This window comes from Pantoea sp. Morm (assembly GCF_016643525.1).
GTDB classification, from domain to species: domain Bacteria; phylum Pseudomonadota; class Gammaproteobacteria; order Enterobacterales; family Enterobacteriaceae; genus Pantoea; species Pantoea dispersa.
In genome coordinates, this window is record NZ_VOQX01000017.1 from 41,296 (window position 1) to 66,992 (window position 25,697).

22 protein-coding genes, 2 tRNA genes, 1 other RNA gene and 1 pseudogene are annotated in these 25,697 nt (G+C 56.6%); 11 read left to right on the plus strand and 15 right to left on the minus strand.

Annotation, left to right across the window (positions count from 1 at the left end; translation table 11 throughout):
• Positions 1-45: 45 nt before the first annotated feature.
• The 3 genes and pseudogenes from FT726_RS08510 to yeaG form a co-directional block, all read right to left on the minus strand.
• A pseudogene (locus FT726_RS08510) lies at positions 46-1,773 on the minus strand (potassium/proton antiporter).
• Positions 1,774-2,004: 231 nt separating this feature from the next.
• Complete coding sequence (locus FT726_RS08515; protein ID WP_031280211.1) at positions 2,005-3,279, minus strand: YeaH/YhbH family protein; 1,275 nt, start codon at positions 3,277-3,279, stop codon at positions 2,005-2,007.
• Between the two features lie 90 nt (positions 3,280-3,369).
• Complete coding sequence (yeaG, locus tag FT726_RS08520; RefSeq protein WP_021510057.1) at positions 3,370-5,304, minus strand: protein kinase YeaG; 1,935 nt, start codon at positions 5,302-5,304, stop codon at positions 3,370-3,372.
• 408 nt (positions 5,305-5,712) lie between these two features.
• On the opposite strand from yeaG, the gene FT726_RS08525 reads away from it, so the two are divergent.
• Both FT726_RS08525 and FT726_RS08530 read left to right on the plus strand, forming a co-directional pair.
• Positions 5,713-6,462 carry a MipA/OmpV family protein gene (locus FT726_RS08525; RefSeq protein ID WP_059009705.1) on the plus strand — a complete coding sequence of 250 codons (750 nt, stop codon included), beginning with the start codon at positions 5,713-5,715 and terminating at the stop codon, positions 6,460-6,462.
• 83 nt (positions 6,463-6,545) lie between these two features.
• Entirely contained in the window at positions 6,546-7,394 is an 849-nt protein-coding gene (locus FT726_RS08530) for an aldo/keto reductase (protein WP_346302670.1), read from the plus strand.
• 24 nt (positions 7,395-7,418) lie between these two features.
• Here FT726_RS08530 and FT726_RS08535 read toward each other — a convergent pair whose 3' ends face one another.
• The gene (locus FT726_RS08535; RefSeq protein ID WP_058771253.1) at positions 7,419-8,294 is read right to left on the minus strand and encodes a D-hexose-6-phosphate mutarotase; all 876 of its coding nucleotides are present in this window, start codon (positions 8,292-8,294) and stop codon (positions 7,419-7,421) included.
• 74 nt (positions 8,295-8,368) lie between these two features.
• On the minus strand, positions 8,369-9,367 hold the full coding sequence (gene gapA / locus FT726_RS08540; RefSeq protein WP_021510061.1) for a glyceraldehyde-3-phosphate dehydrogenase: 999 nt from the start codon (positions 9,365-9,367) through the stop codon (positions 8,369-8,371).
• A gap of 338 nt (positions 9,368-9,705) precedes the next feature.
• On the opposite strand from gapA, the gene msrB reads away from it, so the two are divergent.
• Both msrB and FT726_RS08550 read left to right on the plus strand, forming a co-directional pair.
• Positions 9,706-10,116, plus strand: coding sequence for a peptide-methionine (R)-S-oxide reductase MsrB (msrB, locus tag FT726_RS08545; protein WP_021510062.1), 411 nt, complete (start codon positions 9,706-9,708; stop codon positions 10,114-10,116).
• A gap of 2 nt (positions 10,117-10,118) precedes the next feature.
• The gene (locus tag FT726_RS08550; RefSeq protein ID WP_104189023.1) at positions 10,119-10,400 is read left to right on the plus strand and encodes a YeaC family protein; all 282 of its coding nucleotides are present in this window, start codon (positions 10,119-10,121) and stop codon (positions 10,398-10,400) included.
• Positions 10,401-10,435: 35 nt separating this feature from the next.
• Here the strand turns inward: FT726_RS08550 and pncA are convergent, their stop codons facing one another.
• The 3 genes from pncA to sppA all read right to left on the minus strand — a co-directional run bounded on the left by pncA (position 10,436) and on the right by sppA (position 14,016).
• Positions 10,436-11,044: a bifunctional nicotinamidase/pyrazinamidase gene (gene pncA / locus FT726_RS08555; protein WP_031280213.1), complete on the minus strand. Its 609-nt coding sequence runs from the start codon at positions 11,042-11,044 to the stop codon at positions 10,436-10,438.
• 16 nt (positions 11,045-11,060) lie between these two features.
• A complete protein-coding gene (ansA, locus tag FT726_RS08560) occupies positions 11,061-12,074 on the minus strand; it encodes an asparaginase (RefSeq protein WP_136547151.1) in 1,014 nt (337 codons plus the stop codon).
• Between the two features lie 85 nt (positions 12,075-12,159).
• A complete protein-coding gene (sppA, locus tag FT726_RS08565; RefSeq protein ID WP_288422447.1) occupies positions 12,160-14,016 on the minus strand; it encodes a signal peptide peptidase SppA in 1,857 nt (618 codons plus the stop codon).
• A 171-nt stretch (positions 14,017-14,187) separates the two neighbouring features.
• Between sppA and FT726_RS08570 the strand changes: the two genes are divergently transcribed.
• The 4 genes from FT726_RS08570 (at position 14,188) to FT726_RS08585 (ending at position 18,176) form a co-directional block, all read left to right on the plus strand.
• Positions 14,188-14,739, plus strand: a complete 552-nt coding sequence (locus FT726_RS08570; protein ID WP_058774609.1) for an NAD(P)H nitroreductase — start codon at positions 14,188-14,190, stop codon at positions 14,737-14,739.
• 153 nt (positions 14,740-14,892) lie between these two features.
• Positions 14,893-15,936, plus strand: coding sequence for a selenide, water dikinase SelD (selD, locus tag FT726_RS08575; protein WP_346302671.1), 1,044 nt, complete (start codon positions 14,893-14,895; stop codon positions 15,934-15,936).
• Positions 15,937-15,957: 21 nt separating this feature from the next.
• Positions 15,958-17,880, plus strand: a complete 1,923-nt coding sequence (locus tag FT726_RS08580; RefSeq protein WP_288422450.1) for a DNA topoisomerase III — start codon at positions 15,958-15,960, stop codon at positions 17,878-17,880.
• Positions 17,880-18,176 carry a YnjH family protein gene (locus FT726_RS08585; protein ID WP_021510070.1) on the plus strand — a complete coding sequence of 99 codons (297 nt, stop codon included), beginning with the start codon at positions 17,880-17,882 and terminating at the stop codon, positions 18,174-18,176. The genes FT726_RS08580 and FT726_RS08585 overlap by 1 nt, the downstream gene beginning before the upstream one ends.
• A gap of 33 nt (positions 18,177-18,209) precedes the next feature.
• Here FT726_RS08585 and xthA read toward each other — a convergent pair whose 3' ends face one another.
• From xthA to FT726_RS08620, 7 genes are all read right to left on the minus strand, one after another.
• Positions 18,210-19,016, minus strand: coding sequence for an exodeoxyribonuclease III (gene xthA / locus FT726_RS08590; protein WP_288422457.1), 807 nt, complete (start codon positions 19,014-19,016; stop codon positions 18,210-18,212).
• A 305-nt stretch (positions 19,017-19,321) separates the two neighbouring features.
• Complete coding sequence (locus tag FT726_RS08595) at positions 19,322-20,284, minus strand: IS110 family transposase (RefSeq protein ID WP_021312959.1); 963 nt, start codon at positions 20,282-20,284, stop codon at positions 19,322-19,324.
• 288 nt (positions 20,285-20,572) lie between these two features.
• A non-coding RNA gene (locus FT726_RS08600) (RtT sRNA) lies at positions 20,573-20,699 on the minus strand.
• A 40-nt stretch (positions 20,700-20,739) separates the two neighbouring features.
• Positions 20,740-20,824 (minus strand) — tRNA-Tyr (locus FT726_RS08605).
• A gap of 44 nt (positions 20,825-20,868) precedes the next feature.
• Positions 20,869-20,953, minus strand: a tRNA-Tyr gene (locus FT726_RS08610).
• A 144-nt stretch (positions 20,954-21,097) separates the two neighbouring features.
• Entirely contained in the window at positions 21,098-21,946 is an 849-nt protein-coding gene (purU, locus tag FT726_RS08615; RefSeq protein WP_031280214.1) for a formyltetrahydrofolate deformylase, read from the minus strand.
• Between the two features lie 57 nt (positions 21,947-22,003).
• Positions 22,004-22,459 carry a YchJ family protein gene (locus tag FT726_RS08620; RefSeq protein ID WP_040679954.1) on the minus strand — a complete coding sequence of 152 codons (456 nt, stop codon included), beginning with the start codon at positions 22,457-22,459 and terminating at the stop codon, positions 22,004-22,006.
• 96 nt (positions 22,460-22,555) lie between these two features.
• Here FT726_RS08620 and rssA point away from each other — a divergent pair, with 96 nt between their 5' ends.
• The 3 genes from rssA to galU all read left to right on the plus strand — a co-directional run bounded on the left by rssA (position 22,556) and on the right by galU (position 25,680).
• Positions 22,556-23,461, plus strand: coding sequence for a patatin-like phospholipase RssA (gene rssA, locus FT726_RS08625; protein ID WP_021510074.1), 906 nt, complete (start codon positions 22,556-22,558; stop codon positions 23,459-23,461).
• 101 nt (positions 23,462-23,562) lie between these two features.
• Positions 23,563-24,576 carry a two-component system response regulator RssB gene (gene rssB / locus FT726_RS08630; protein WP_346302672.1) on the plus strand — a complete coding sequence of 338 codons (1,014 nt, stop codon included), beginning with the start codon at positions 23,563-23,565 and terminating at the stop codon, positions 24,574-24,576.
• A gap of 195 nt (positions 24,577-24,771) precedes the next feature.
• Positions 24,772-25,680 (plus strand): UTP--glucose-1-phosphate uridylyltransferase GalU, encoded by a 909-nt coding sequence (gene galU / locus FT726_RS08635; protein ID WP_021510076.1) that lies wholly within the window; start codon positions 24,772-24,774, stop codon positions 25,678-25,680.
• Positions 25,681-25,697: the final 17 nt, after the last annotated feature.

Genomic DNA, 25,697 nt, shown 5'->3' on the forward strand with positions numbered 1-25,697 from the left:
GATCATAGACGCTGACACGCAGTTTACGAGCGATACGGCCTCAGATTATTCCTTCTCTTCCCGCACGCGCACCCCGATTTTGACGATTTGGTTATCCTCTTTTTCCGCCACCGTCCACGTCAGCTGGTTCCACTCGACCTGATCTCCCACCACCGGCGTGCTGCCGAGCAGACCCATAATCAACTGGCCGAGCGACTGCTGATCGTTGGTCTCTTCGTCGAGCTCCAGGCCATAGATCTGCGCGACATCGCGCAGGCGCGCCTCGGCATCAAGGATAAAGTCACCAAAGAAGCGCTGATCCAGCGCCACCGGCGGCGTCTGGCTGAACATTTTGCCCAGCGCCGGCAGATCGCGCTCACGGCCAATCACGCACAGCACGTCACCCTCTTTCAGACGCGTATTGCCGTTGGGGTGCATCAGCGCGTTATCGCGGAACAGGGCGGCAATGCGCGTTTCGCGCGGCATTTGCAAATCGCGCAGCGCGGCGCCAACGCACCATTTGTCGGCGCTGAGCTGATAAACGAACTGCTCCCACGGATTTTCCGGATGGATATCCAGCCCGACGCGGCTGATGGGCGACGCGGTCGGCGGTACCACCACCTTAGCCCGTTTAGCGGCATAGCCCAGCGACGTGCCCTGCAGCATCAGAGATACCAGAACCACGAAGAAGGCGATATTGAAGTAGAGTTTTGAATTCTCCAGCCCGGCCATCATCGGGAACACCGCGAGGATAATCGGCACCGCACCGCGCAGGCCTACCCAGCTGATAAAGATGCGTTCACGTCCGGTAAAGCCTTTAAACGGCAGCAGCCCGACCAGAATCGACAGCGGACGCGCCACCAGAATCAGCCACAGTGAGAGAATCATCGCCGGCAGCGCGATATGCCACAGGTCAGACGGCGTCACCAGCAGGCCGAGCACGATAAACATACCAATCTGGCTCAGCCAGGCCATGCCGTCGAAAGTCTGCAGAATGCCGTGGCGGTTACGAATCGGGCTGTTGCCCAGCAGAAAACCACACAGATACACCGCCAGAATGCCGCTGCCTTCCATCACCGTGGTCAGGGCAAACACAATGATGCCGCCGCTCAGCGCCAGCAGCGGATAGAGCCCTTGCGCCAGGCTGATGCGGTTGATCAGTTGCTGCAGCGCCCAGCCGCCGCCCAGTCCGAGCACAATGCCAAGGCCGAACTGCTGCACCAGATGCACCACAAACATCCAGCTCAGGCCGCTCTGCCCCTGCTGGATCATGTCGATTAGCGTAATGGTAAGAAACACCGCCATCGGATCGTTGCTGCCTGATTCAATCTCCAGCGTGGAACTGACGCGCTCGTTAAGCCCTTTGTCGCCCAGCAGTGAAAACACCGCTGCGGCGTCGGTCGAGCCGATAATGGCGCCAATCAGGAAGCCCTGCATCAGATCGAGCTTAAACAGCCAGGCGGCAGCCAGACCGGTGAGGCCGGCGGTAATCATCACGCCAACGGTGGCCAGCGACAGCGCCGGACCAAGCGCCACCTTGAACGAGCTGGCCTTGGTGCGCATGCCGCCGTCGAGCAGAATAATCGCCAGCGCCAGGTTGGACACCAGATAGGCCACCGGTTAGTTATCAAAGGCAATACCGCCGATGCCGTCCACGCCGGTCAGCATCCCCAGCGCCAGGAAGATCACCAGAATCGGGATACCGAGACGCGACGAGAAGGAGCTCAGCAGAATACTTGCTGCGACCAGCACGGAACCAATAATGAACAAACTGTAAATCATGCTGGCATTCAACGGCGTTCTCCTGCGGCGGGGCATAAAAAAGCAAATTGCGGGCAATTCACACAGACAAGGTGAAAAGATAATGCCTTATCAATAGCTTGTCAGCGGTTAATTGCACATTTTTTCATTCTGTGGCGCGCTATCCCATAGAAGGTTAAATCCGCACAGAAAAACAGCAGGGTTTTCAGAGGGGTTAAGCCGGGCGGGGTAAAGAAAAAGCCGGTCGGTGACCGGCTGGTAAACTCAGGCTTCAGCGACCTGTTTATGGAAAAGCTCACGAAATACCGGGTAGATGTCTTCCGGCTCGCGGATGTGCTGAATGGCAAAGTTATCAAACATCGCCTGCAAATGCTCATACTCGCGCCACAGGGTCTGGTGCGCCCGTCGGGTAATCTCAATGTAGCTGTAGTAGCGCACCACCGGCAGAATATGCTTCGCCAGAATTTCATGACACAACGGTGAGTCATCCGCCCAGTTATCGCCGTCCGAGGCCTGCGCCGCATAGATATTCCACTGCGACGGGTCATAACGCTCTTTCACCACTTCATCCATCAGCTTAAGCGCGCTGGAGACGATAGTGCCGCCGGTTTCCTGCGAGTAGAAGAACTCCTGTTCATCGACTTCTTTCGCCTGAGTATGGTGACGGATATACACTACATCGACGTTTTTGTAAGTCCGGCTAAGGAACAGATAAAGCAGGATATAAAAGCGTTTCGCCATATCCTTGGTTGCCTGGTCCATCGAGCCGGAAACGTCCATTAAGCAGAACATTACCGCCTGGCTGGACGGTTCAGGCCGCTTCTCGAAATTCTTGTAACGCAGGTCAAAGGTGTCGATAAACGGCACGCGCTCAATGCGCGCCCGCAGTTCCGCAATCTCTTTACGCAGCCGCTCCTCTTCCAGCAGTTGCGCCGGCTCGCTGTTTTCGACTTCACTCAGTGTGGCTTCCAGTTCGTGCAGCATGCGACGCTTGCCTGCGGTCATGGCGGTTCGTCGCGCCAGCGAGTTTTGCAGCGAGCGCACCACGCTGATATTGGCCGGCACGCCATTCGAGGTGAAGCCCGCGCGGTGAGTTTTGTACTCATTGAGCTGGCGATGCTGATTTTTGCGCAGGTTAGGCAGCGCTAAATCTTCAAACAGCAGGTCGAGGTACTCATCCTTCGATATCTGAAACACGAACTCGTCCTGACCTTCTCCGTCCTGGCTGGCATTGCCCTGACCGCTGCCGCCGCCACCGCCGCCCTGCGGCCGCTCAATGCGGTCGTTTTGCACAAAGTGGTCGTTCCCCGGATGCACGCGATGGCGGCTGCCGCCGCGCCCCTGATGGAAAATCGGCTCGTTGATGTCGTCAACAGGAATCGACACCGATTCGCCACTCTCCACGTCGGTGACCGAACGCTTGTTGATGGCCTCGGAGATCGACTGTTTGATTTGCGACTTATAACGGCGCAAAAAGCGCTGCCGGTTGACCGCACTTTTATTCTTGCCGTTAAGACGCCGATCGATGAAATAGGCCATAAATTCCCCCAAACTACGCTGTAAGCCAGGCCGGAACGGGTCCGGCCTCCTCAGGCGGCATGTGGATGCCGCGTAGCTTACCGCTGTCGATTATGACGATTTGCGCACGCGCAGATACCATTCGCACAGCAGACGCACCTGCTTGCGGGTATAGCCTTTTTCCATCATGCGATCGACAAAATCGTCGTGTTTTTTCTGTTCGTCCGTGGATGTTTTGGTGTTGAACGAAATCACCGGCAGCAACTCCTCGGTGTTGGAGAACATTTTCTTCTCGATCACCGTGCGCAGTTTTTCGTAGCTGGTCCAGTTTGGATTGCGTCCGTTATTCTGCGCTCGTGCGCGCAGCACAAAGTTGACAATCTCGTTACGGAAATCTTTCGGGTTACTGATCCCGGCAGGTTTCTCGATCTTTTCCAGCTCGGCATTGAGTGATTCACGATCAAACAGCTGGCCGGTATCCGGATCGCGGTACTCCTGATCCTGAATCCAGAAATCCGCGTAAGTGACGTAGCGGTCGAAGATGTTCTGACCATACTCCGAATAGGATTCAAGGTAAGCGGTCTGAATCTCTTTGCCAATGAACTCCGCATATTTCGGAATCAGATAGCCTTTCAGGTGTTCCAGATACTTCTCCGCCTGATCCTGCGGGAACTGCTCGCGCTCGATCTGCTGTTCCAGCACGTAAAACAGGTGCACCGGGTTAGCCGCTACTTCGGCATGGTCGAAGTTAAACACGCGTGACAGAATTTTAAACGCGAAGCGGGTCGACAGGCCGTTCATGCCTTCATCCACCCCGGCGTAATCGTGATACTCCTGCCACGATTTCGCTTTCGGATCGGTGTCTTTCAGGCTTTCACCGTCATAGACGCGCATCTTCGAGTAGATGCTGGAGTTTTCCGGCTCTTTCAGGCGCGACAGAATCGAGAAACGCGCCAGCGTTTCCAGCGTGCCGGGTGCGCAAGGCGCGGTGGTCAGCTCACTGTGGTTGAGCAGTTTTTCATAAATTTTGATCTCCTCGGACACGCGCAGGCAGTAAGGCACCTTCACGATGTACACGCGGTCGAGGAAAGCTTCGTTGTTCTTGTTGTTACGGAACGTCACCCACTCTGATTCGTTGGAGTGCGCCAGAATAATGCCGTTAAACGGCAGGGCGGAAATCCCTTCGGTACCGTTATAGTTACCTTCCTGAGTGGCGGTCAGCAGCGGATGCAGCACTTTAATGGGTGCTTTGAACATCTCCACGAATTCCATGATGCCCTGATTGGCGCGGCACAGCGCACCTGAATAGCCGTAGGCATCCGGATCGTTCTGCGCGTGGTTTTCCAGCTTACGGATATCCACTTTACCCACCAGCGCTGAAATATCCTGGTTGTTCTCATCACCCGGTTCGGTTTTGGCGATAGCCAGCTGTTCCAGAATCGACGGCCACACTTTCACCACTTTGAAGCGGGTGATGTCGCCGCCAAAGTCATGCAACCGTTTTGCCGCCCACGGCGACATGATGGTGCCAAGGTAACGCCGCGGCACGCCGTACTCTTTTTCCAGAATATTGGCGTCTTCCTGCGGATTAAACAGGCACAGCGGATGGTCATTGACCGGGCTGCGTTCACCGTCGGCACTCAGCACATAGATCGGCACGCGCTGCATCAGCGCTTTAAGCCGTTCGGCCAGCGAGGATTTACCGCCGCCCACCGGGCCGAGCAGGTACAGAATCTGTTTCTTCTCCTCCAGCCCCTGCGCGGCGTGTTTCAGGTAGGAGACGATCTGCTCAATCGCTTCCTCCATACCGTAAAACTCTTCAAAGGCCGGGTAGCGTCCGATGACGCGGTTCGAGAAGATACGGGAAAGGCGAGGCTCCTGGGCAGTATCGACCATCACAGGCTCACCGATGGCCATCAATAGTCGTTCTGCCGCGTTGGCGTATGCACTGCGATCCTGCTTACAGATGGTGAGGAATTCCTGCAGTGTGAACTCTTCGTCCTTGGCAGCTTCATAACGCTGACGATAGTGATCGAATATATTCATAGCGATGCCCGTCCTTTCGTTTTTAGCACAGGTAAAGGAGCGTAATAAGATGCTCTTGCAGCTCCCGGAAGATATTCTTTATTGAGTACAGCAACCCTTATGCCAACCTGACGATTTTTTATCGGGATTCACAATTCTTATGGTTACTCTGCTCGTACAAAAATTCTCGTCTTACTTTTACTGTAGAAGGCAATCAGAAAAATTGCTCCGTCTTTTCTCCTTATTTAGCGATATATCAATAACAAAGTCTCATAAGCGCTAAGGCCGTCACGCCCTTGCGGCAACAGGTGCGCTGCGTCTCAGACGCTTCTGACAGGATAAAAAGGAAATCAACATTAAAAGTTAAACCAGTGGCAAAATTTGGTTAGACTCTGCGTGTGATTGTTATATTAATGGAATGAATAAATTGTGAACCATTTCAAACTTAAAGCGCTTGCTCTGATGTGTCCTTGCTATTTTGCGGCGTTCAGCACTTACGCTGAACCCTTGTCACTTGGGGCTTCGGTTATTTATGCCCAGTCGCCGTACCGCGGCGGCCAGGACCGTTATCTGCCGATCCCGGTCATCAATTATGAGGGGGAAAACTTTTGGTTCCGCAGCCTGCAGGGCGGTTATTACCTGTGGAAAGACCCGCAGAATCAGCTGTCGTTAACGCTGCTGGGCTCGCCGCAGCAGTATGACCCGAAAGATAACGATCTGGGCGATATGAAAGGGCTGGACAAGCGTCGTATGACGCTGATGGCCGGCGCAACTTATCGTCACGTTGCTGACTGGGGGATTGTGCGTACCGCGCTGCTGGGCGATGTGCTGAATAACAGCAACGGCATGATTTGGGACCTGACCTACCTGTACCGCTTTGATTTCGGCGCGTTCAGCCTGACACCGGGCATTGGCGCAATGTGGAACAGTGCCAACCAAAACCGCTATTACTACGGCGTTTCCGGCCACGAAAGCGCGCGTACCGGCATCGATCGCTATCACCCGGACGACAGCTGGTCGCCTTACGTCGAGATGAACGCCAGCTACCAGATCAGTGAGAGCTGGAACGCCAGCCTGTCAGGCCGTTACACCCGCTTCGCCAGTGAAATTAAAGACAGTCCGATGGTGGATAAAGACGGTCAGTTTACGCTGTGGACCGGCGTCAGCTACAGCTTCTGATGACCGCACGAACGCCTCATAATGAGGCGTTTTTGTTACCTTGCACCAATATTGCGCCCCATAATGGCGCAACAGGAGGTGAGATGAAGACGATTCAGTTTAACGACGATAGGCCGTTACCGGCTATCGGCCAGGGCACCTGGTATATGGGCGAAAATCCGGCACAGCGGGCGCAGGAAATCGCTGCGCTGCAGGCTGGACTGGACGCCGGACTGAAACTGATCGATACCGCTGAGATGTATGCCGAAGGCGGCGCGGAAGAGGTGGTCGGCGCAGCGCTGCGCGGCCGGCGCGATCAAGCCTGGCTGGTATCAAAAGTTTACCCGTGGAATGCCGGTGAGGTCGATGCGATTGACGCCTGTGAGCGCAGTCTGCGCCGTCTGCAGACGGACTATCTCGATCTTTATCTGTTGCACTGGCGCGGTAATGTACCGCTGGAAGAGACCGTGCGCGCCATGCAAACGCTGCAGCAGCAGGGCAAAATCCGCCACTGGGGCGTCTCCAATTTTGATAGCGACGATCTGCAGGAGCTGTTGAGTGAAGCCGGAGGGATGGGCTGCGCGACTAATCAGGTGCTGTACCATCTGGCTTCGCGCGGTATTGAATTTGATTTACTGCCGCTCTGTCAGCAGCACCATACACCCGTCATGGCTTACTGTCCGCTGGCGCAGGCCGGACGGCTGCGTCACGCGCTGTTTGACGATGCGACTCTGCAGCAGATTGCACAACAGAAGGGCATCAGCATCGCTCAGTTGCTGTTGAGCTGGGTGATTCGCCAGCCGGGCGTAATGGCCATTCCCAAGGCGGGCAGCGTGGCGCACGTGCAGGAGAATGCGGCGGCCCTGAATATCACCCTGACCAGCGATGAGCTGGCGCTGCTGGATCGCGCCTTTCCGCCGCCGCAGCATAAACTGGCGCTGGATGTGGTGTAAACGGCGCGTGCGCGCAGTTCAGCATTACTTATTGCGGATTCTCAGCGTGACGCCAAGGCGGGCAGGGGTTTCTCCGGCACTTTTCATCGGTTTGCTAATCCGCGCCGTCTCCACGCATACCATGGTTTTATAACCATCATTAGGCATATCGGCCATGCTGCAGGACAGTGCCGGGCCAGGATTCCAGGTGACAACGTCACTTTGATAATGGTGATAGACTTCAATCTGGCGTTTACCGGCGCGATCGTGGATCACGCTGCAGTCTTCCGCTGCGGTATGAATGCGATCAACCCGATCGGGATAAGTTTGTTTCCCGTCCGCTGCGCTGCCGATGGCACTGTCCTGCACCTTATCGATGTAGCTGTTGCCGAGCCCGCTGACTTCAACCTGCGCAATGTCCGCCACCTGAAAATAGCTGTGCAGCGCGGCAGTGGCTTCATAATCGCCCCAGGCTTCCAGCTCAATCTCACAGTGTTCAGCAATGCGGAAGCGCGCCAGCAGTGTGAAGTCGTGCGGCCACAGTTTTTTCGTTTGTGCATTACTTTCCAGCGTGAACGTCAGCATGACCGCATCTTCGTTCTCATCATGCGCCGTCAGCGTCCACGGCTGATTGCGGGCAAAGCCATGCGCAGGTTCACCTGCCGGACCAAACCACGGCCAGCAGACCGGCACGCCGCCGCGAATGGCTTTTCCGCTGACGAATGGCGTCTTGTCGCTGAGCCAGATGGCGGGCTGCTGACCGGCCGGTTGCCATGCCAGTAGGTGCGCACCCTGCAGGGCAATGGCGGCGCGCACTTTCGGATGGCTGATCACCAGAATCGATAATTCACCCATCTGACGCTGCGACAGGTAAGGGGTGATCTGCGTCACCACGGGCAAGTTAAAGAGCGAATTGTGCATTGTCAGACCTTCTCTCATCCAATCGAAAAAAAAGGGGCGACCGAAGTCACCCCTTGTCTGTTTAGCCGGTTAGCTTACTTAGCAGCAACCAGTGCAATCAGATCCAGAACCTTGTTGGAGTAACCGGTTTCGTTATCGTACCAGGAAACCAGTTTCACAAAGTTGTCGTTCAGAGCGATACCGGCTTTCGCGTCGAACACGGAAGTCAGGGTTTCGCCGTTGAAGTCGGTAGAAACCACGTCGTCTTCGATGTAGCCCAGCACGTCTTTCATGTCACCTTCAGCAGCGGCTTTGATGGCTGCACAGATGTCTTTGTAAGACGCTGGTTTTTCCAGACGAACGGTCAGGTCAACCACAGACACGTTTGGCGTTGGTACGCGGAACGCCATACCGGTCAGTTTACCGTTCAGCTCTGGCAGAACTTTGCCTACTGCTTTCGCTGCGCCAGTAGAAGATGGGATGATGTTCTGCGCTGCACCGCGGCCGCCGCGCCAGTCTTTGTGAGACGGGCCATCAACGGTTTTCTGAGTGGCGGTGGTGGCGTGAACAGTGGTCATCAGACCTTCAACGATACCGAACTTGTCGTTGATTACTTTAGCCAGCGGTGCCAGGCAGTTGGTGGTGCAGGAAGCGTTAGACACGATGTCCTGGCCGGCATATTTGTCGAAGTTGGCACCACGAACGAACATTGGGGTGTCATCTTTAGACGGGCCAGTCAGAACCACTTTCTTCGCGCCGGCAGTGATGTGTTTACGTGCGGTTTCGTCGGTCAGGAAGATACCGGTTGCTTCAGCAACAACGTCAACGCCCACTTCGTCCCATTTCAGGTTAGCCGGGTCTTTCTCAGCGGTAACACGGATTTTTTTACCGTTAACGATCAGCGCGCCATCTTTCACTTCTACGGTGCCGTCGAAACGACCGTGTGTAGAGTCATACTTCAGCATGTAAGCCATGTAATCGGCGTCGAGCAGGTCGTTGATCGCGACGATTTCGATGTCAGAACGCTGCTGAGCAGCACGGAAAACGATGCGACCGATACGGCCAAAACCGTTGATACCTACTTTGATAGTCATATATTCCACCAGCTATTTGTTAGTGAATAAAAGGTTGGCTGTAAAATTACAAAAACCTTACCAGGCGTCAAGCGGAATCGTGTCAATTGTTGCGACAGGTCAATTCCAGCGCCAGGAATAATTGGGTGCGCAAACGCTTGCGCAGCGCCCTTATTGCGCACCTATCTTACGCCGAATGCAGACTAAAAAGGGATGACTGTTGCAAAGAGTGATCGTCATCACAAAATTGCGCAGTGCTGGTCGGGGCAAAAGCATCCGCACGAAAAAAGACCCGGAAGATGTTGTTCGTTTGTTAGAATACTAGACGATTTTTACAGAATGACACTCCGGAACTCAAAATGGCTAAAGACACCGCACCCGAGGCAAAAATTGCCCAGCTGTCGGAAATGCAGCGCTACGTCACTCAGCATCGTGGAACCGAACCGCCTTTCACCGGCGCGCTGTTGCACAACAAGCAGGAGGGTATCTATCACTGCCTGGTCTGCAATGCACCGCTGTTTCTCTCCGAAACCAAGTATGACTCCGGCTGCGGCTGGCCGAGCTTTTACCAGCCGTATAACGATGAAGCTATCCGCTATCTGGAAGATGACTCGCACGGTATGCACCGCGTCGAAATCCGCTGCGGTAACTGCGACGCCCATCTGGGCCACGTCTTCCCGGATGGCCCGCAGCCAACCGGTGAGCGCTATTGTGTCAACTCAGCGTCGCTGAACTTTACCGACGAGCAGGGCAATCAGCACGAGGGCTGAGCATGAAGCAGGAACTGGAAGCAATGCTGGCGGCGATGACGCCGGAAGTCTACGAGCGCCTCGCCACCGCGGTGGAAACCGGCAAGTGGCCAGACGGCGTGGCGCTGACGCAGGATCAGAAAGATAACTGTCTGCAGCTGGTGATGCTGTGGCAGGCGCGGCACAACGACGAACCGCAGCACATGACCATCGGTAAAGGCGGCGAGATGGTGATGAAGTCGAAAAAACAGCTGAAGGAAGAGTGGGGAATCGAGTCCGACGTGACGCGCATCAACCTGCATTAACCGGCTGCAGGGCTGGAGAGCTCCAGCCCTGATTTTCAGATAATGACCGCACCCTGCGCCTGCATCTGCGCGATCGCGATCTCGCTGTCGTCCGGATTGAGATTGACGCCCCGGCAGCCTTCCTGCACCACCTCAACGTGATATCCCAGTTCCAGCGCATCCAGCACGCTGTACTTGACGCAGTAATCGGTCGCCAGGCCCAGCATCACCAGGTGAGTAATGCCGCGCTCGCGCAGCCAGCTGTCGAGCTCGGTTTTGCGGCGGTGCCCGTTATCGAAAAAGGCGCTGTAGCTATCCACATCCACATCGCCGCCTTTATGAAACACCGCATCAATCAGACTGCGATCGAGATCCGGATGGAAATCCGCGCCCTGTGAGTGCTGCACGCCGTGATCCGGCCACCAGATCTGCGCCAGACCATTCAGTTCACCGAGGGTATACACCGGCTCGCCAGAGACCGAGGCAAAGCTGCCGTGATTGGCCGGATGCCAGTCCTGCAACGCCACCACGCATTCACCGCGCGCGCGGAATTCGCGTGCATAGCGATTAGCAACGGCAACCGTCTGGTCACCTTCACGCACGGCCATCGGGCCGCCGGGGCAAAAATCGTTCTGAATATCGATGATTATCAATGCCCGCTTCATGGGATTTTGCTCCGTATCAGTCTTCGGTCAGTTCGCCACGTAAATTCTGCTGCATTTTGGCACGAATTTCAGCGCTGGTGAGGTTCTGGCTTAACAAAAAGTGCAGTTTAGTCAGGGTGGCCTCGACGGTCAGATCAAAACCACTGATCACGCCGGCGTGTTCCAGTGCGTTGCCGGTGGCGTAACCGCCCATATTCACCTTACCGGACATGCACTGCGTCAGGTTCACCACCACAATGCCGCGCTCGCTGGCCTGCTGCAGTTCGGCAAGAAACTCGGCGTTTTGTGGCGCGTTGCCCACACCGTAAGAGCGCAGAATCAGCGCCTTCACCGGCTGACGCAGGAAATTGCGCACCACGTCGGCAGAGATGCCCGGATAGATGGTCACTACGCCAATCGGCTGAGGCGTGATCGGATGGACGATCAGCTCACCGCTGCCGCGCGGTGCCGGCGGCGTATTGAGACGGCGAATATGGATGCCTGCTTCCAGCAGCGGCGACAGGTTCGGTGAGGCAAACGCATTAAAACCGTCGGCGTGGGCTTTGGTGGTGCGGTTACCGCGGAATAGCGTGTTGTTGAAGAACAGCGCCACTTCATTAATCGGATAGTTAGCCGCAACGTACAGCGAGTTCAGCAAATTTTGCTGACCGTCTGAGCGCAGCTCGGCCAGCGGGATCTGCGACCCGGTGACGATCACCGGCTTGGCCAGGTTCTCCAGCATGAACGACAGCGCCGACGCGGTGAACGCCATGGTATCGGTGCCATGCAGAATGACGAAACCGTCATAGCGATCGTAGTTCAGCTGGATGTCATCAGCGATTGACTGCCAGTCCTGCGGCGTCATATCCGAGGAGTCAATCAGCGGCTGGTATTCGTGGATGGTGAAATCCGGCATTTCCGGACGGTGAAACTCTGGCATCATCGCCAGTTGCTGCTGCAGATGGCCAGAGACCGGAATGTAACCCTGCGCGGAGCGTTGCATACCGATGGTCCCGCCCGTGTAGGCTACATAGATATTTTTCTTTTGCATGAATGGACTCAGACTTGCCGTAAAACGCGCAGTATAAGGCGATTGGCGGGGAAAAGCAGCCCGACCAGCGGCCGGGCTGTAAAGATTAGCGTACGTTGCCGCAGGTCAGGCAGAACGCGTAACGGTTTTGCGGATCGTTGAGATTATTCATCAGGCCCGGCTGCGCCTGCAGCGCGCCCATCACTTCGCTGACCGGAGCCGGCAGCCACACTTTCAGCGCGGCCGGCAGCACGGCCTGTGCCGACGCATTCATCTGGTTCAGCAGCAGGTCGATCATCCCCGGATCGTCCTGATACCAGCTCAGTTCAGGTTTCGCGACCTTCGCCAGCTCGGCGGCTTTGGCTACCGCATCGTCGAAGTCGCCCAGCGCATCCACCAGCCCGTTGGCTTTGGCATCGCTACCGGTCCAGACGTGACCCTGCGCGATGGCATCAATCTGCGGTGGCGTTTTATGGCGTGACGCCGCCACCAGACCGACAAAGTTGCGATAACCGTTTTCAATGGTCAGCTGCATCAGCTGCTGCACTTCCGTCGGCAGCGCTTTGGTGGTCGACACATCCGCCAGCGGCGAGGTGGCAACGCCATCGCTGTGCACGCCGATGCTGCTCAGGCTATTCTCCACCGTATTGATCACGCCAAAGATGCCGATCGACCCGGTCAGGGTGCTCGGCGCAGCGACGATGTAGTCGGCCGGCGTGGAGATCCAGTAGCCGCCTGATGCCGCCATGCCGCCCATTGAAACCACCACCGGCTTGCCGGCGTCGTGCGCCGCCGCCAGCTCTTCGCGGATGGCCTCAGAGGCCGTTACGCTGCCGCCCGGGCTGTTGACGCGCAGCACAATGGCTTTGATTTTGTCGTCGAGGCGGGCGTCACGGATTTGCGCAGCGGTGGTGTCGCCACCGACGTTGCCGGCGCTCTCTTCGCCGTCCATGATGGCGCCGCTGGCGAGAATCACCGCAATGTTGCCATCCTGCTGCGTCGGTTGTTTGACGTTGTAGTCATAGATGCTGACGTTGCGGTAGTCATTGCTGGCTTTATCCCAGCCGAAGGTTTTCACCAGCTCGCGATCGGCGGCAGCGCGCGAATCCAGCACATCCACCAGTTTGTTATCCAGGGCATATTTAGCAGTATCGCCCTGAACGGCCTGCAGACCGCTGATGATGCCCGCCGCCCCCGGGAACAGCTGCTGCGGCGTGATTTGCCGGTTGGCGGACACCGTGTTGAGGTAGTTCTGCCACAGCTGGCCGACCCAGCGGCCATCAGCATCGCGCGCTTCCGGCGACATATCATCACGCAGGAAAGGTTCAACTGCGGACTTATAGGTGCCGACACGGAACACGTGTGAGCTGACTTTCAGCTTATCCAGCAGGGATTTGTAATACAGGCCGTTGGTGGCGAAACCGTGCAGATCTACCGTGCCCTGCGGGGACAGATAGACCTTCGTGGCGTAGCTGGCGAGATAGTATTGCGCCTGGCTATAGCTGTCGCCGAGGGCAAAAATGGGTTTGCCCGCGTCGCGGAATTCGCGCAGCGCCTTACCCACGTACTGCAGCGAAGGCTGATCGCCGCCGGCAAAATCGCGCAGATCCAGCACCATGCCGGTGATATTTTTATCGCTCTTTGCCTGACGAATGGCATCGACCACATCAAACAACGAGTTTTCCTGCAAACGATCGCTGCTGGCACCCAGCAGCTGGCGGCTGATGCGGCTCAGACGATTGCTGACCGACGGTTTGTCCACCAGCACGCCGCTCAGATCGACTTTCAGCGCACCCTGCTGCACCGGTTCACTGCTGCTGGCGCTGGATAGCTGCAGCCAGATGCCGACGCCGGCCAGAATTAACACAATCAGGAACAGATTCAGGATAAATTCCCGGATAAAATTCAGCACCCGCCAGCTCCAGCGGAACAGGCCAGCAATAATTCGCCACAATGTGCGCATAAACTCTCCATATTCACGTAGCCAGGGCAGCCGGTGTGCGGTCTGCCCCGATGTCGGGTTCATCCTAAAGAGCAGCGTGCGAAAAGTCAGCAGGAAATCGCGCCAGACTGTTACAAAAGATCGCGCTGTGCCAGGATTAGCCCACGCTTTGTTAATCACGGGAGAATCAAGATGGATGCACTGGAATTACTGGTAAACCGTCGTTCAGCGTCGCGCCTGACCGAGCCGGCACCCGCCGGTGAAGTGCTGCAGAATATTCTGCACGCGGGTATGCGCGCACCGGATCACGGCACGCTGCAGCCGTGGCGCTTCATCATTATTGAAAATGAGGGGCGCGAACGCTTCAGCCATCTGCTGGAGCAGGCCGCACGCGACAGCCAGCTGGATGACAAAGCCATTGAGAAGGCCCGGACGTCACCGTTCCGCGCGCCGATGATCATCACCGTTGTCGCACACTGCGAAGCCTCCGCTAAAGTCCCGCGCTGGGAGCAGGTCGTGTCCGCTGGCTGCGCGGTGATGGCGATGCAAATGGCGGCTGTCGCGCAGGGCTTTAACGGCATCTGGCGCAGCGGGCCATGGACCGACCATCCGCAGGTACGCGCCGCCTTTGGCTGCCGCGAGCAGGATGCGATTGTGGGTTTCCTCTACCTCGGAACGCCGCAGCTGAAAGCCAATACCACCGTGGTTGCGCCCGACAGCGAGGCGTTTGTCAGTTATTTCTGACAGACAGCAGCGGGTTTCTGCGGCAAGGTGCATGCAACGACACTGATTGCACAGTCGCTGTGCGAAAGATCGCGCTTAGCGGCGACAGCGCTTACCAGCAGCGGGCAGCCAGGCTAACATAGCCCTCTCTGTTCAGCGCACAAGGAACCCGCCATGAGCGAACCGCTTCGTTTGACGCAATACAGCCACGGCGCTGGCTGCGGCTGTAAAATTTCACCTCAGGTGCTTGAGACCATTCTGCACAGCGAACTGGCTGCCTTTCACGATCCGCGACTGCTGGTCGGCAATGAAACCCGTGACGATGCTGCCGTGTACGATCTTGGTAACGGCACGGCGGTGGTCAGCACCACTGACTTCTTTATGCCCATCGTTGACGATCCGCACACCTTTGGCCGTATCGCGGCCACTAACGCCATCAGTGATATTTACGCCATGGGCGGCAAACCGATCATGGCTATCGCTATTCTCGGCTGGCCGGTTAATGTGCTGGACGCGAAAGTGGCACAGCAGGTGATTGAAGGCGGTCGCGCGGCCTGCCAGGCGGCTGGCATCGCGCTGGCGGGGGGCCACTCAATCGATGCGCCGGAGCCGATTTTTGGCCTTGCCGTTACCGGCATCGTTGACGTGGTGCGCGTGAAAAAGAACAGCGCTGCGCAGGCGGGCTGCGAGCTGTTCCTCACCAAACCGCTTGGCATCGGTATTCTGACTACTGCAGAGAAAAAAGGGCTGCTGCGTGCGGAGCATCAGACGCTGGCGGCGCAGGTGATGTGCCAGCTCAATAGCGCAGGGGCGGAATTTGCTAAACTGCCCGGCGTCAGCGCCATGACCGATGTCACCGGCTTTGGTCTGCTGGGGCATCTGAGTGAAATCTGTCTGGGCTCCGGCCTGCGCGCACATGTGCAGGCCGCACAGGTACCGCGTCTGCCCGGCGTGGACCAGTACATTGCGGCCGGCGCGGTGCCGGGCGGCACCAGCCGCAACTTCGCCAGCTACGGCGAGCACATTTCTGCCATGGATGAGGCCACGCGCGCACTGCTGTGCGATCCGCAAACTTCCGGCGGGCTGCTGGTGGCGGTGCAGCCTGACGCTATTGCGGCGTTTCACGCGTGCGCCGTGCAGGCTGGCGTCGAGGCCACGGCGATCGGCTCGCTGCTGCCGGCCGACCGCGCCCATCCACTGATTACTGTAGTCACCTGACGTAAAGGAACGACGCCATTCATGCGTTTGTTTATTGCTGAAAAACCCAGTCTGGCACGCGCCATCGCCGATGTGCTACCCAAACCGCATCGACGTGGCGACGGCTATATTGCCTGTGGTAATGACCAGGTTGTGACCTGGTGTGTCGGGCATCTGCTGGAGCAGGCGCAGCCTGACAGCTATGACAGCCGCTATGCGCGCTGGAATCTGGCGGATTTACCCATCATCCCGGACAAATGGCGCCTGCAGCCGCGCCCGTCGGTGGCGAAGCAGCTCAAAGTGATCGAGGGCTTACTGCAGCAGGCCAGCGTGGTGGTGCACGCCGGTGACCCGGATCGCGAAGGACAACTGCTGGTCGACGAAGTGCTCGATTATCTGCAGCTGCCGGCTGAAAAGCGCCAGCAGGTGCAGCGCTGCCTGATTAACGACCTCAACCCTGCGGCGGTCGAGCGCGCGGTGAGCCGTTTGCGCGAGAACCGTGAATTCATTCCGCTGTGCGTCTCGGCGCTGGCCCGGGCGCGTGCTGACTGGCTGTATGGCATCAACATGACGCGCGCCTGGACGCTGCTGGGCCGCAACGCCGGTTACGACGGCGTGCTCTCGGTGGGACGCGTTCAGACGCCGGTGCTGGGGCTGGTGGTGAGGCGCGATGAAGAGATCGAAAACTTTGTGCCGAAGGATTACTTCGAAGTCAAAGCGCACATCGTCACCCCGAAAGAGGAGCGCTTCGTTGCCAGCTGGATCCCCAGCGATGCCTGTGAACCGTGGCAGGATGACGAGGGCCGTTTGCTGCATCGTCCTCTCGCCGACCACGTGCTTGAACGTATCAACGGCAAACCGGCGTGGGTTACCGGCTACAACGATAAGCGGGAGTCAGAAACGGCGCCGCTGCCATTTTCCCTCTCCAGCCTGCAAATCGAGGCGGCGAAGCGTTTTGGCCTGAGTGCCCAGACGGTACTGGACTGCTGTCAGCGTTTGTATGAAACCCATAAGCTGATTACGTATCCGCGTTCGGACAGCCGCTATCTGCCGGACGAACATTTTGCCGGACGTCATGCGGTGCTGAACGCCATTCAGGCGCATCAGCCGGACGTATCGCTGCCGGCGGATTTCAATGCGGATCAGAAAAATCGCTGCTGGGACGATAAAAAAGTGGATGCGCACCATGCCATCATTCCTACGGCGCGCGCCAGCAAGGTGAACCTGAGCGACAATGAAGCCAATATTTACGCTCTGATTGCGCGCCAGTATCTGATGCAGTTTTGTCCCGACGCGGTATTTCGCAAATGCGTCATCGACCTCGATATCGGCGGTGGCAGGTTCGTCGCCAAAGCACGTTTTCTTGCCGAAGCCGGCTGGCGTGCGCTGCTGGGCAGTAAAGAGCGCGATGAAGAGAATGACGGCACGCCGCTGCCGGTGGTGAGCAAAGGCGATGAGCTGTTGTGTGAGCGTGGTGAGGTGCTGGCGAAGCAGACTCAGCCGCCGCGGCCGTTCACCGACGCCACGCTGCTGTCGGCCATGACCGGTATTGCCCGCTTTGTGCAGGATAAAGAATTAAAGAAAGTGCTGCGTGCGACCGATGGTTTAGGAACGGAAGCGACGCGTGCCGGCATCATAGAATTGCTGTTCCGCCGTACATTTCTGGTGAAAAAAGGTCGCTATATTCACTCAACCGAGGCGGGCAGGGCGCTGATTCATGCGTTACCGGAGATGGCCGCGCGGCCGGATATGACGGCGCACTGGGAGTCAACGCTTACCCGCATCAGTGAAAAAGCCTGTCGCTATGACGAGTTTATGCAGCCGCTGGTCAGTACCTTAATTGGTTTGATTGGTGAGGCGCGCCAGAGGCCGTCACTGCAGGCTTTTCGTGGATTAGCCGCGACCGGAGCGAAGACGCGCAGTAAAAGTAAAACGCCCCGGCGCAAAACGAAGGAGACGGAATAATGCGTTACGCAACGCTGTTGCTGAGTGGGCTGCTGCTGTGCAGCCATGCCGCGCTGGCTAATCGCCAGCCGGAGCCCGCGCGAATGGGCAATACCGATGTGGTGGTGGATATGCCGCCGGAAGTGTGGACGCAGGGGCAGAATCGTCAGCAGAACAACTGCCTGCAGTGCTGTATCTATGAAAACCGCAGCTACTCCGAAGGCGCCGTGGTGAAAGCAGAGGGCGTACTGCTGCAGTGTGCGCGTGACGAAAAAGTGCTGGGCACCAATCCGCTGATTTGGAAAATCATTAAATAAGCGGGCGTGGCGCGCAGGCGCCACGCTGTTCAGTTACAGCCTGAAACTGGACCACACTGGCGCGTGATCGGACGGTTTGTCCATACTGCGAATGTCGTAGTCGATGCCGCTGTCGATGCAGCGCGACGCCAGAGGTGGGCTGGCCAGCAGCAGATCGATGCGCAGACCGCGGTTGTCATCAAATCCTTTTGAGCGATAGTCGAACCACGAGAAGCGATCTGCGGTCTCCGGGTTTTTCTCACGCCACGTATCGACCAGTCCCCACTGCAGCAAACGGTCCATCCACTCGCGCTCTTCCGGCAGGAAAGAGCATTTGCCGGTGCGCAGCCAGCGCTTGCGGTTCTCTTCACCAATACCAATGTCCAGGTCAGTACTGCTGATGTTCATATCGCCCATGATCAGCACCGGCTTGTCGGCTGCCAGTTGCTGCTCGAGATAGCTTTGCAGGTCGCGATAAAACTTCTCTTTGGCCGGGAACTTGATGGGATGGTCACGGCTTTCCCCCTGCGGGAAGTAACCGTTGATGACGGTGATATCGCCAATCGGGCTGGGAATTTCTGCCATGATCAGACGTCGCTGGGAATCTTCGCCGTCATCAGGAAAACCGCGTCGAACTGCTACCGGCTGCGTCTTGGTCAGCAGCGCCACGCCGTAATGGCCTTTCTGGCCGTGATAAAACACGTTGTAACCGAGTTTGCTGACCTCTTCCAGCGGGAACATGTCATCGTGCACTTTGGTTTCCTGGAGGCCGATGACATCCGGTTGATGCTGTTCAACCAGCGCCGCCAGCTGATGAAGGCGTGCGCGCAAACCGTTGATGTTAAAAGAGACAAATTTCATTTCGCTGCCATTTTTCGTCGCAAAAGGTTGCGGCGATGGTAACCAGGTTTGCGGCAAAAGTCATGGCTTGCGTCATAAGAGCGTGACGATAAGAGCGAGAGGCAGAACGCAGGTGATTTGTGGTGGGAGACGCAGGAGAGCGGGGTAAGACAGGCGGTGCCGTTCAGCTGGGGGCGTTGATGTGAATATCCAGGTGCGCATTAATGCGCACCCTACAATCCAGGCGACAACTGGGACGATGAGAATATAAACCGGTCACATGGGTAACACTTGAGGCCGTATCATTGTAGATACCGTCTTGCCGGTTACCTGGCAAGACATATTTCGGCATCGAACGGACGACCCGATTTCAGCACGCCATAAGCCAGCTGCAGCAGCTTCTTCATCGCCGCGCACACCACGACTTTTCCCGTTTTCTTACCCGCATCCAGCCGTTTCTTCAGCGCACTCACCGCCGGATTCCACTTCATCGCCACTATCGCAGGCATGTACAGGGCCTTGCGCATCGCGCTGTTGCCCATCTTCGATATCCTGCTTTTGCCCTTCCACTCACCGGACTCCTGCCGCATCGGATTCAGACCCACCCACGCCACAAGCGCCTTGCTGCTGCTGAACCTCGACATGTCCCCCAGATACGCCAGCATCGTGCTGCTCAGCACGCCCGCGATGCCCGGGATGGACTCCAGCAGTTCCCTGTTCTTTTTAAGGCCCGGGTCATTGTCGATATGGTCGTTTATTGCCCGCTTCGTTTCGTCTATCTGCGCATCCAGCGCCGCAATGACCACGCGGATTGAGGGCTGCACCACCGCATCCGAGACCTCCAGCCGGTTCTCTTCCATCTGCCGCATTTCCTGAAGATTCGTCAGGCGCTTCACCAGCGCCTTCAGCCTGCGTTCATTCAGCGGCGCCGGCTGCCACAGCGACGGGCCGTGCAGTTTACAGTAGCGCGCTATCATGCGCGCATCGTCTTTATCCGTCTTGTTACGGCTCAGCTCCGCCTGTCCGAAGCGCCTGATGCGCGCGGGATTTTCCACGCTGACATCATAGCCTTCGTCGTGCAGGAAGGTGGCCAGCGGCTCACTGTACGCGCCGGTAGCCTCCATGCAGATATGGCAGCAGCCGAACGGCTCCAGCCATTTTTTCAGGGCGATAAAGCCCTTAGGGGTGTTGGGAAAGACTTTGGTTTTGTAAGACGTGTCGCCTTTCCAGACGGCCACATCAAACTTTCCGGAGGCAACATCAATGCCGACAGGCATACGGGTTTGCATAGATTCTCCTTAACAGCACAGGGAAACCGCCATGACCATCCTTATGGATGCGTGCTCGGGGCACAGGATACCGTCCGGTCTTGAAGGCGGGAGTTAAGTTGCCGGGGATAAATCTACGAAGCAGGCTTTATGCCCAGGGGGCGCCCCCATCTCACCAGCAACTTCCCGATGATCAGTCGGGGATCATCATACCCGGAGGAGAATGATCGGGATATAAGGGGCGCCATTGATGGCGACCAGGCATCGCGTAAATTCAGATGTCGGTCTGGTGAAAAGTGCAGCATGAAATGGTGGCGGGAGAAGGATTATTCGCCGCAAGCGGCTCACCCTGCGGGCCGCGCTGCGCGCGTTGTCTCACTGCGTTCGACCCGAACCTTCGGTCGAAGCTTCTCATCCTTCTCCAGGTGTTATTAACTGGCTTTGTTGACTGGCTGGAAGAAGAGTGCAGCATAGAATGGTGGCGGGAGAAGGATTCGAACCTTCGAAGTCGATGACGGCAGATTTACAGTCTGCTCCCTTTGGCCGCTCGGGAATCCCGCCAGGGATATGAAGCTCAGAAGATTCAGGCACAGAATGGATTCAGATGGTGGCGGGAGAAGGATTCGAACCTTCGAAGTCGATGACGGCAGATTTACAGTCTGCTCCCTTTGGCCGCTCGGGAATCCCGCCACTGGCCTGAATCTTTATGCCTGAAAGCGGGGCGCATCATACCAAATGCGTTCAGTCTGTAAAGCGCCCGCAGTAAAAAACTCAATCGTTTGCCCACTTTTTACGCGTGGCGCTGAAGAGTTGCGCAAATCAGCGCCGCAGTGGTTAAAGAATGATCGTGCGGTTACCGTAAACAAACACGCGCTGGCCCAGCACTTTATACAGCGCGCGGCTCAGTACATTCTTTTCCACGTCGCGTCCGGCACGCATCATCTCTTCAGCGGTATAGCTGTGATCGACGTTAATCACGTCCTGCATGATGATCGGGCCTTCATCCAGGTTGTCGTTCACGTAGTGCGCGGTGGCACCGATGATCTTCACGCCGCGCTCATAGGCCTGATGATAAGGACGGGCGCCAATAAAGGCTGGCAGGAACGAGTGGTGAATATTGATGATCTGGTTGGGATAACGCTGTACAAACGCCGGCGTCAGCACGCGCATATATTTCGCCAGCACCACGTAATCCGGCTGATAGCGATCGATCTCATCCGCCATGCGGTTATCGTGCTCTTCGCGCGTCAGGCCTTCATGGCTGACCAGCACGAACGGGATGTCAAAACGCTCGACCAGCGAACGCAGCGTTTCATGGTTACCAATAACGGCGGCGATTTCCATATCCAGACCACCAAAGGCGCTCTTCATCAGCAGATCGCCCAGGCAATGCGCCTCTTTGGTGACCAGAATCACCACGCGGCGACGTCCGGCGCTGTGCAGCTCACGTACCGAACCGGTCGGCAGCGCGCTGTCGAGGTCAGCCAGCAGCGTGTTGTCGTTGAAAATGCCTTCCAGCTCTGTGCGCATGAAAAAGCGCCCGGTACGGTGATCGACGAACTCATTGTTCTGCACAATGTTCAGTTCGTGCTTGTAGCAAATGTTGGTGATCTTGGCGATCAGACCTTTGGCATCGGGGCAAATGGTCCGTAAAACTTTTCGTTGCATGGTTTGCGCTTGCATCTCGATCAGAGTCCTGTCAAAGCGATGAATGGTGAAGCTGTTGGGCATCTGTCCAGATTAGCCACAACATTTTTTGTATTTTTTATCGGAGCCACAAGGACAGCGATCGTTACGCCCTAACTCCGGCGTTGTTCCGTCGACATAGTACCAGCGTTGATCCTCGCGAAGAAAGCGTGAACATTCATACAGGCTGCAGGTACGGCCTTTTTCGAGATAACGCGCAAAAAAAGTCACGAAGGCTTCATTCTCATGGCTTCCGTGATTACAACGGGTTACATTCAGGCCAAGCCATTCTGTGGTGGCGAAACTTTCGGATAATAGCGTCTCCAGTCCGGCCACGCGCTGGCTGGGATGCCAGGTTTCTACCAGCCAGGCGGCGTTTTGCTTAACGTAAGCGCTGTAACGCGAGCGCATTAACTGTTCAGCGCGCTGTGGCGTTTGTTGCCCGTTCAGAAAGGGCTGACAACATAGGCTATACTGCTCTCCGCTGCAGCAGGGGCACTTTTCGGACACATCATCTCCTGAGAGTGATTAAAGTTAATGAAAGTGTGCGCTATGTTAGCCGACTGGCCAGCGTGAAGCTACGCATCAGGTTGATCACGAGGTGAGATGAGAAAAGTCAGGATTGGGCTGGCCCTGGGATCGGGCGCTGCCAAAGGCTGGGCGCATATTGGTGTCATCAACGCGCTGGAGCGCGCCGGTATTGAGGTGGATGTCGTCGCCGGCTGTTCCGTCGGCGCACTGGTGGGTTCTGCCTACGTCAACGGCCGTCTGGCGTTGATGGAGAAGTGGGTCAGCGCATTTCGCTACTGGGATGTTATCCGTCTGATGGACCTCTCATGGCAGCGTGGCGGCCTGCTGCGCGGCGACCGGGTGTTTAGCCATATCCGTCAGCTGATCCCTAACGAGCTCATCGAAGACGCGGATAAGCGCTTTGGCGTGGTGGCAACCAACCTCAGCACCGGACGCGAGCTGTGGCTGACCGAAGGGGATTTGCACCAGGCGGTGCGTGCATCGTGTAGTATGCCAGGCTTATTGCCTCCGGTTGGCTACAATGGTTATTGGCTGGTGGATGGTGCAGTGGTCAATCCGGTGCCGATTTCGCTAACCCGCGCGCTGGGCGCTGACATTGTGATTGCCGTCGACCTGCAACATGATGCGCACTTGATGCAGCAGGATCTGCTGTCGGTCACGCCGCAGAGCGGTGAAGAGGCGGCAGCGGCAGAAGCACTGAGCTGGGGCAAAAAACTGCGCCAGCGTCTGATGGGGTTAACCCATCGGCGCGCCAGCCAGTCTCCAGGCGCGATGGAAATTATGTCAACGTCAATCCAGGTATTGGAAAATCGCCTGAAACGTAACCGTATGGCAGGCGATCCGCCGGATGTGCTGATTCAGCCTTTTTGTCCGCAGATTTCAACGCTGGACTTTCATCGGGCTGAAGAGGCCATTGCGGCAGGCAAGGCCGCCGTGGAGAAAAAAATGGATGAACTATTACCGCTGGTCCGTAGCAGATAATCAGTTGTTCATTCACGGGGGTTGTGACTTCAGCCAATTCTGAAAGGCGCAACGGCGTTTTATGAACCACTATTGAAATATCTGGTACGCAGGGGGAGAGAATGGAAAAACCGCTAATCGGCAAAAAGATACTCATTGTCGAAGATGAGGTCGTTTTCCGTTCATTGCTGGACACATTGTTAACTGGCCTCGGAGCCAGCACGTTCGAAGCGGGCGACGGACTCGACGGCCTGAGTTTACTCGCCGCGCAGTCAGTGGACCTGGTCATTTGCGATCTGGAAATGCCGCGCATGGGCGGTATTGAGTTTGTCGAGCGAATTCGTACACGCGGTAATAGCGTGCCCATCCTGATCATCTCCGCCACGCAGAACATGGCTGACATTGCCCACGTGCTGCGCCTTGGCGTGCAGGACGTGCTGCTCAAGCCGCTAAAAAACCTGGAACGTTTCCGTGAAGCGGTGTTTGAGTGCCTCTATCCTTCGATGTTCACCTCGAAAGTGGAAGAAGATGAACAGCTCTTTCAGGACTGGGATGCCCTGGTACGCGATCCGCTCGCTGCCGCCAAGCTGCTCAAACAGCTGCAACCGCCAGTCCAGCAAACCATCGCCAGCTGCCGCATAAACTATCGTCAACTCACCATGGCGGAACAGCCGGGGCTGGTGCTGGATATTGCCGCGCTGTCGGACAAAGATCTGGCGTTTTATTGCCTTGACGTAACGCGTGCCGGCGACAACGGCGTGCTGGCTGCATTATTGCTCAGAGCACTGTTCAACGGTTTATTGCAGGAGCAACTGTCCGGGCAAAAGCAGCGTCTGCCGGAACTCAATGGTCTGCTGCGCCAGGTGAATATGCTGTTGCGTCAGGCCAACCTGAACGGTCAGTTCCCGCTGCTGGTGGGCTACTACCATCGTCAGTTGAAAAATCTGATTCTGGTTTCAGCCGGTCTGAATGCCACGCTGCACATCAATACTCAGCAAATCCAGCTCAGTAACGGTGTGCCGCTTGGCACTATGGGCAGCACCCATCTTAATCAAATCAGCCAGCGCGCCGATGCCTGGCAATGTCACGTCTGGGGAGCCGGCGGCCGGCTTCGCCTGATGTTATCGTCCGAATAATAGCCACTCAGATTTATATTTTCCGCGGGTTAAAGACAGGGCCAAAGCTTAGCTTTACACTTGGGTAATAGTCTTAAATTCCGCGGATTAACTCCATCCAGGATAAATCCGTCTGACACTAACTGATATACTCATTTCGTTTTTAAACCGACATATCAAGTATTAACTTGAACGGCCTATTAAGAGAGGTATTTGATGTCTGCCTATAAGTCTAAAGTAAAAAAAGCGGTAATCCCGGTTGCAGGTCTGGGTACGCGTATGCTGCCTGCTACCAAAGCTATTCCAAAAGAGATGTTACCGCTGGTCGATAAGCCGTTGATCCAGTATGTCGTGAACGAGTGTATTGCTGCGGGTATTAATGAGATCGTGCTGGTTACGCACTCCTCTAAAAACTCCATCGAAAACCATTTTGATACCAGTTTCGAACTGGAAGCGATGCTGGAAAAACGCGTGAAGCGTCAGCTGCTGGATGAAATCCAGTCCATCTGCCCGCCACACGTCACCATCATGCAGGTACGTCAGGGTATCGCCAAGGGCCTCGGTCACGCCGTGATGTGTGCTCATCCGCTGGTCGGTGATGAGCCAGTCGCGGTGATTCTGCCAGACGTGATTATTGATGAGTACGAATCTAACCCAACCAAAGATAACCTGGCAGAAATGCTGACGCGCTTCGAAGAGAGCGGTCGCAGCCAGATCATGGTTGAGCCAGTTGCCGATGTCACCGCTTACGGCGTGGTTGACTGCCAGGGCGCAGAGCTGGCACCGGGCCAGAGCGCACCGATGGTGGGCGTGGTTGAGAAGCCAAAAGCCTCGGAAGCGCCATCTAACCTGGCGGTAGTGGGGCGTTACGTGCTGTCTGCGGACATCTGGCCTCTGCTGGCGAAGACCCCTCCGGGTGCCGGCGGCGAAGTGCAGCTGACCGACTCCATCGCCATGCTGATGGAAAAAGAGACCGTAGAAGCTTACCACCTGACCGGCGTGAGCCACGACTGCGGTAATAAACTGGGTTATATGCAAGCTTTTGTTGAGTATGGCGTGCGTCATCCGGTGCTGGGCAAAGATTTCGCTCAGTGGCTCGACGGCGTTGCAGGCAACAAAAAGTAATTCATTAAGCACAGGAT

What these genes read in the sequence shown, in the direction of transcription:
- FT726_RS08515 (WP_031280211.1), bottom strand. Translation starts at nt 3,279, where the DNA reads ATGGCCTATTTCATCGATCGGCGTCTTAACGGCAAGAATAAAAGTGCG.
- yeaG (WP_021510057.1), bottom strand. Translation starts at nt 5,304, where the DNA reads ATGAATATATTCGATCACTATCGTCAGCGTTATGAAGCTGCCAAGGAC.
- FT726_RS08530 (WP_346302670.1), top strand. Translation starts at nt 6,546, where the DNA reads ATGAAGACGATTCAGTTTAACGACGATAGGCCGTTACCGGCTATCGGC.
- FT726_RS08535 (WP_058771253.1), bottom strand. Translation starts at nt 8,294, where the DNA reads ATGCACAATTCGCTCTTTAACTTGCCCGTGGTGACGCAGATCACCCCT.
- gapA (WP_021510061.1), bottom strand. Translation starts at nt 9,367, where the DNA reads ATGACTATCAAAGTAGGTATCAACGGTTTTGGCCGTATCGGTCGCATC.
- msrB (WP_021510062.1), top strand. Translation starts at nt 9,706, where the DNA reads ATGGCTAAAGACACCGCACCCGAGGCAAAAATTGCCCAGCTGTCGGAA.
- FT726_RS08550 (WP_104189023.1), top strand. Translation starts at nt 10,119, where the DNA reads ATGAAGCAGGAACTGGAAGCAATGCTGGCGGCGATGACGCCGGAAGTC.
- pncA (WP_031280213.1), bottom strand. Translation starts at nt 11,044, where the DNA reads ATGAAGCGGGCATTGATAATCATCGATATTCAGAACGATTTTTGCCCC.
- ansA (WP_136547151.1), bottom strand. Translation starts at nt 12,074, where the DNA reads ATGCAAAAGAAAAATATCTATGTAGCCTACACGGGCGGGACCATCGGT.
- sppA (WP_288422447.1), bottom strand. Translation starts at nt 14,016, where the DNA reads ATGCGCACATTGTGGCGAATTATTGCTGGCCTGTTCCGCTGGAGCTGG.
- FT726_RS08570 (WP_058774609.1), top strand. Translation starts at nt 14,188, where the DNA reads ATGGATGCACTGGAATTACTGGTAAACCGTCGTTCAGCGTCGCGCCTG.
- selD (WP_346302671.1), top strand. Translation starts at nt 14,893, where the DNA reads ATGAGCGAACCGCTTCGTTTGACGCAATACAGCCACGGCGCTGGCTGC.
- FT726_RS08580 (WP_288422450.1), top strand. Translation starts at nt 15,958, where the DNA reads ATGCGTTTGTTTATTGCTGAAAAACCCAGTCTGGCACGCGCCATCGCC.
- FT726_RS08585 (WP_021510070.1), top strand. Translation starts at nt 17,880, where the DNA reads ATGCGTTACGCAACGCTGTTGCTGAGTGGGCTGCTGCTGTGCAGCCAT.
- xthA (WP_288422457.1), bottom strand. Translation starts at nt 19,016, where the DNA reads ATGAAATTTGTCTCTTTTAACATCAACGGTTTGCGCGCACGCCTTCAT.
- FT726_RS08595 (WP_021312959.1), bottom strand. Translation starts at nt 20,284, where the DNA reads ATGCAAACCCGTATGCCTGTCGGCATTGATGTTGCCTCCGGAAAGTTT.
- purU (WP_031280214.1), bottom strand. Translation starts at nt 21,946, where the DNA reads ATGCAAGCGCAAACCATGCAACGAAAAGTTTTACGGACCATTTGCCCC.
- rssA (WP_021510074.1), top strand. Translation starts at nt 22,556, where the DNA reads ATGAGAAAAGTCAGGATTGGGCTGGCCCTGGGATCGGGCGCTGCCAAA.
- rssB (WP_346302672.1), top strand. Translation starts at nt 23,563, where the DNA reads ATGGAAAAACCGCTAATCGGCAAAAAGATACTCATTGTCGAAGATGAG.
- galU (WP_021510076.1), top strand. Translation starts at nt 24,772, where the DNA reads ATGTCTGCCTATAAGTCTAAAGTAAAAAAAGCGGTAATCCCGGTTGCA.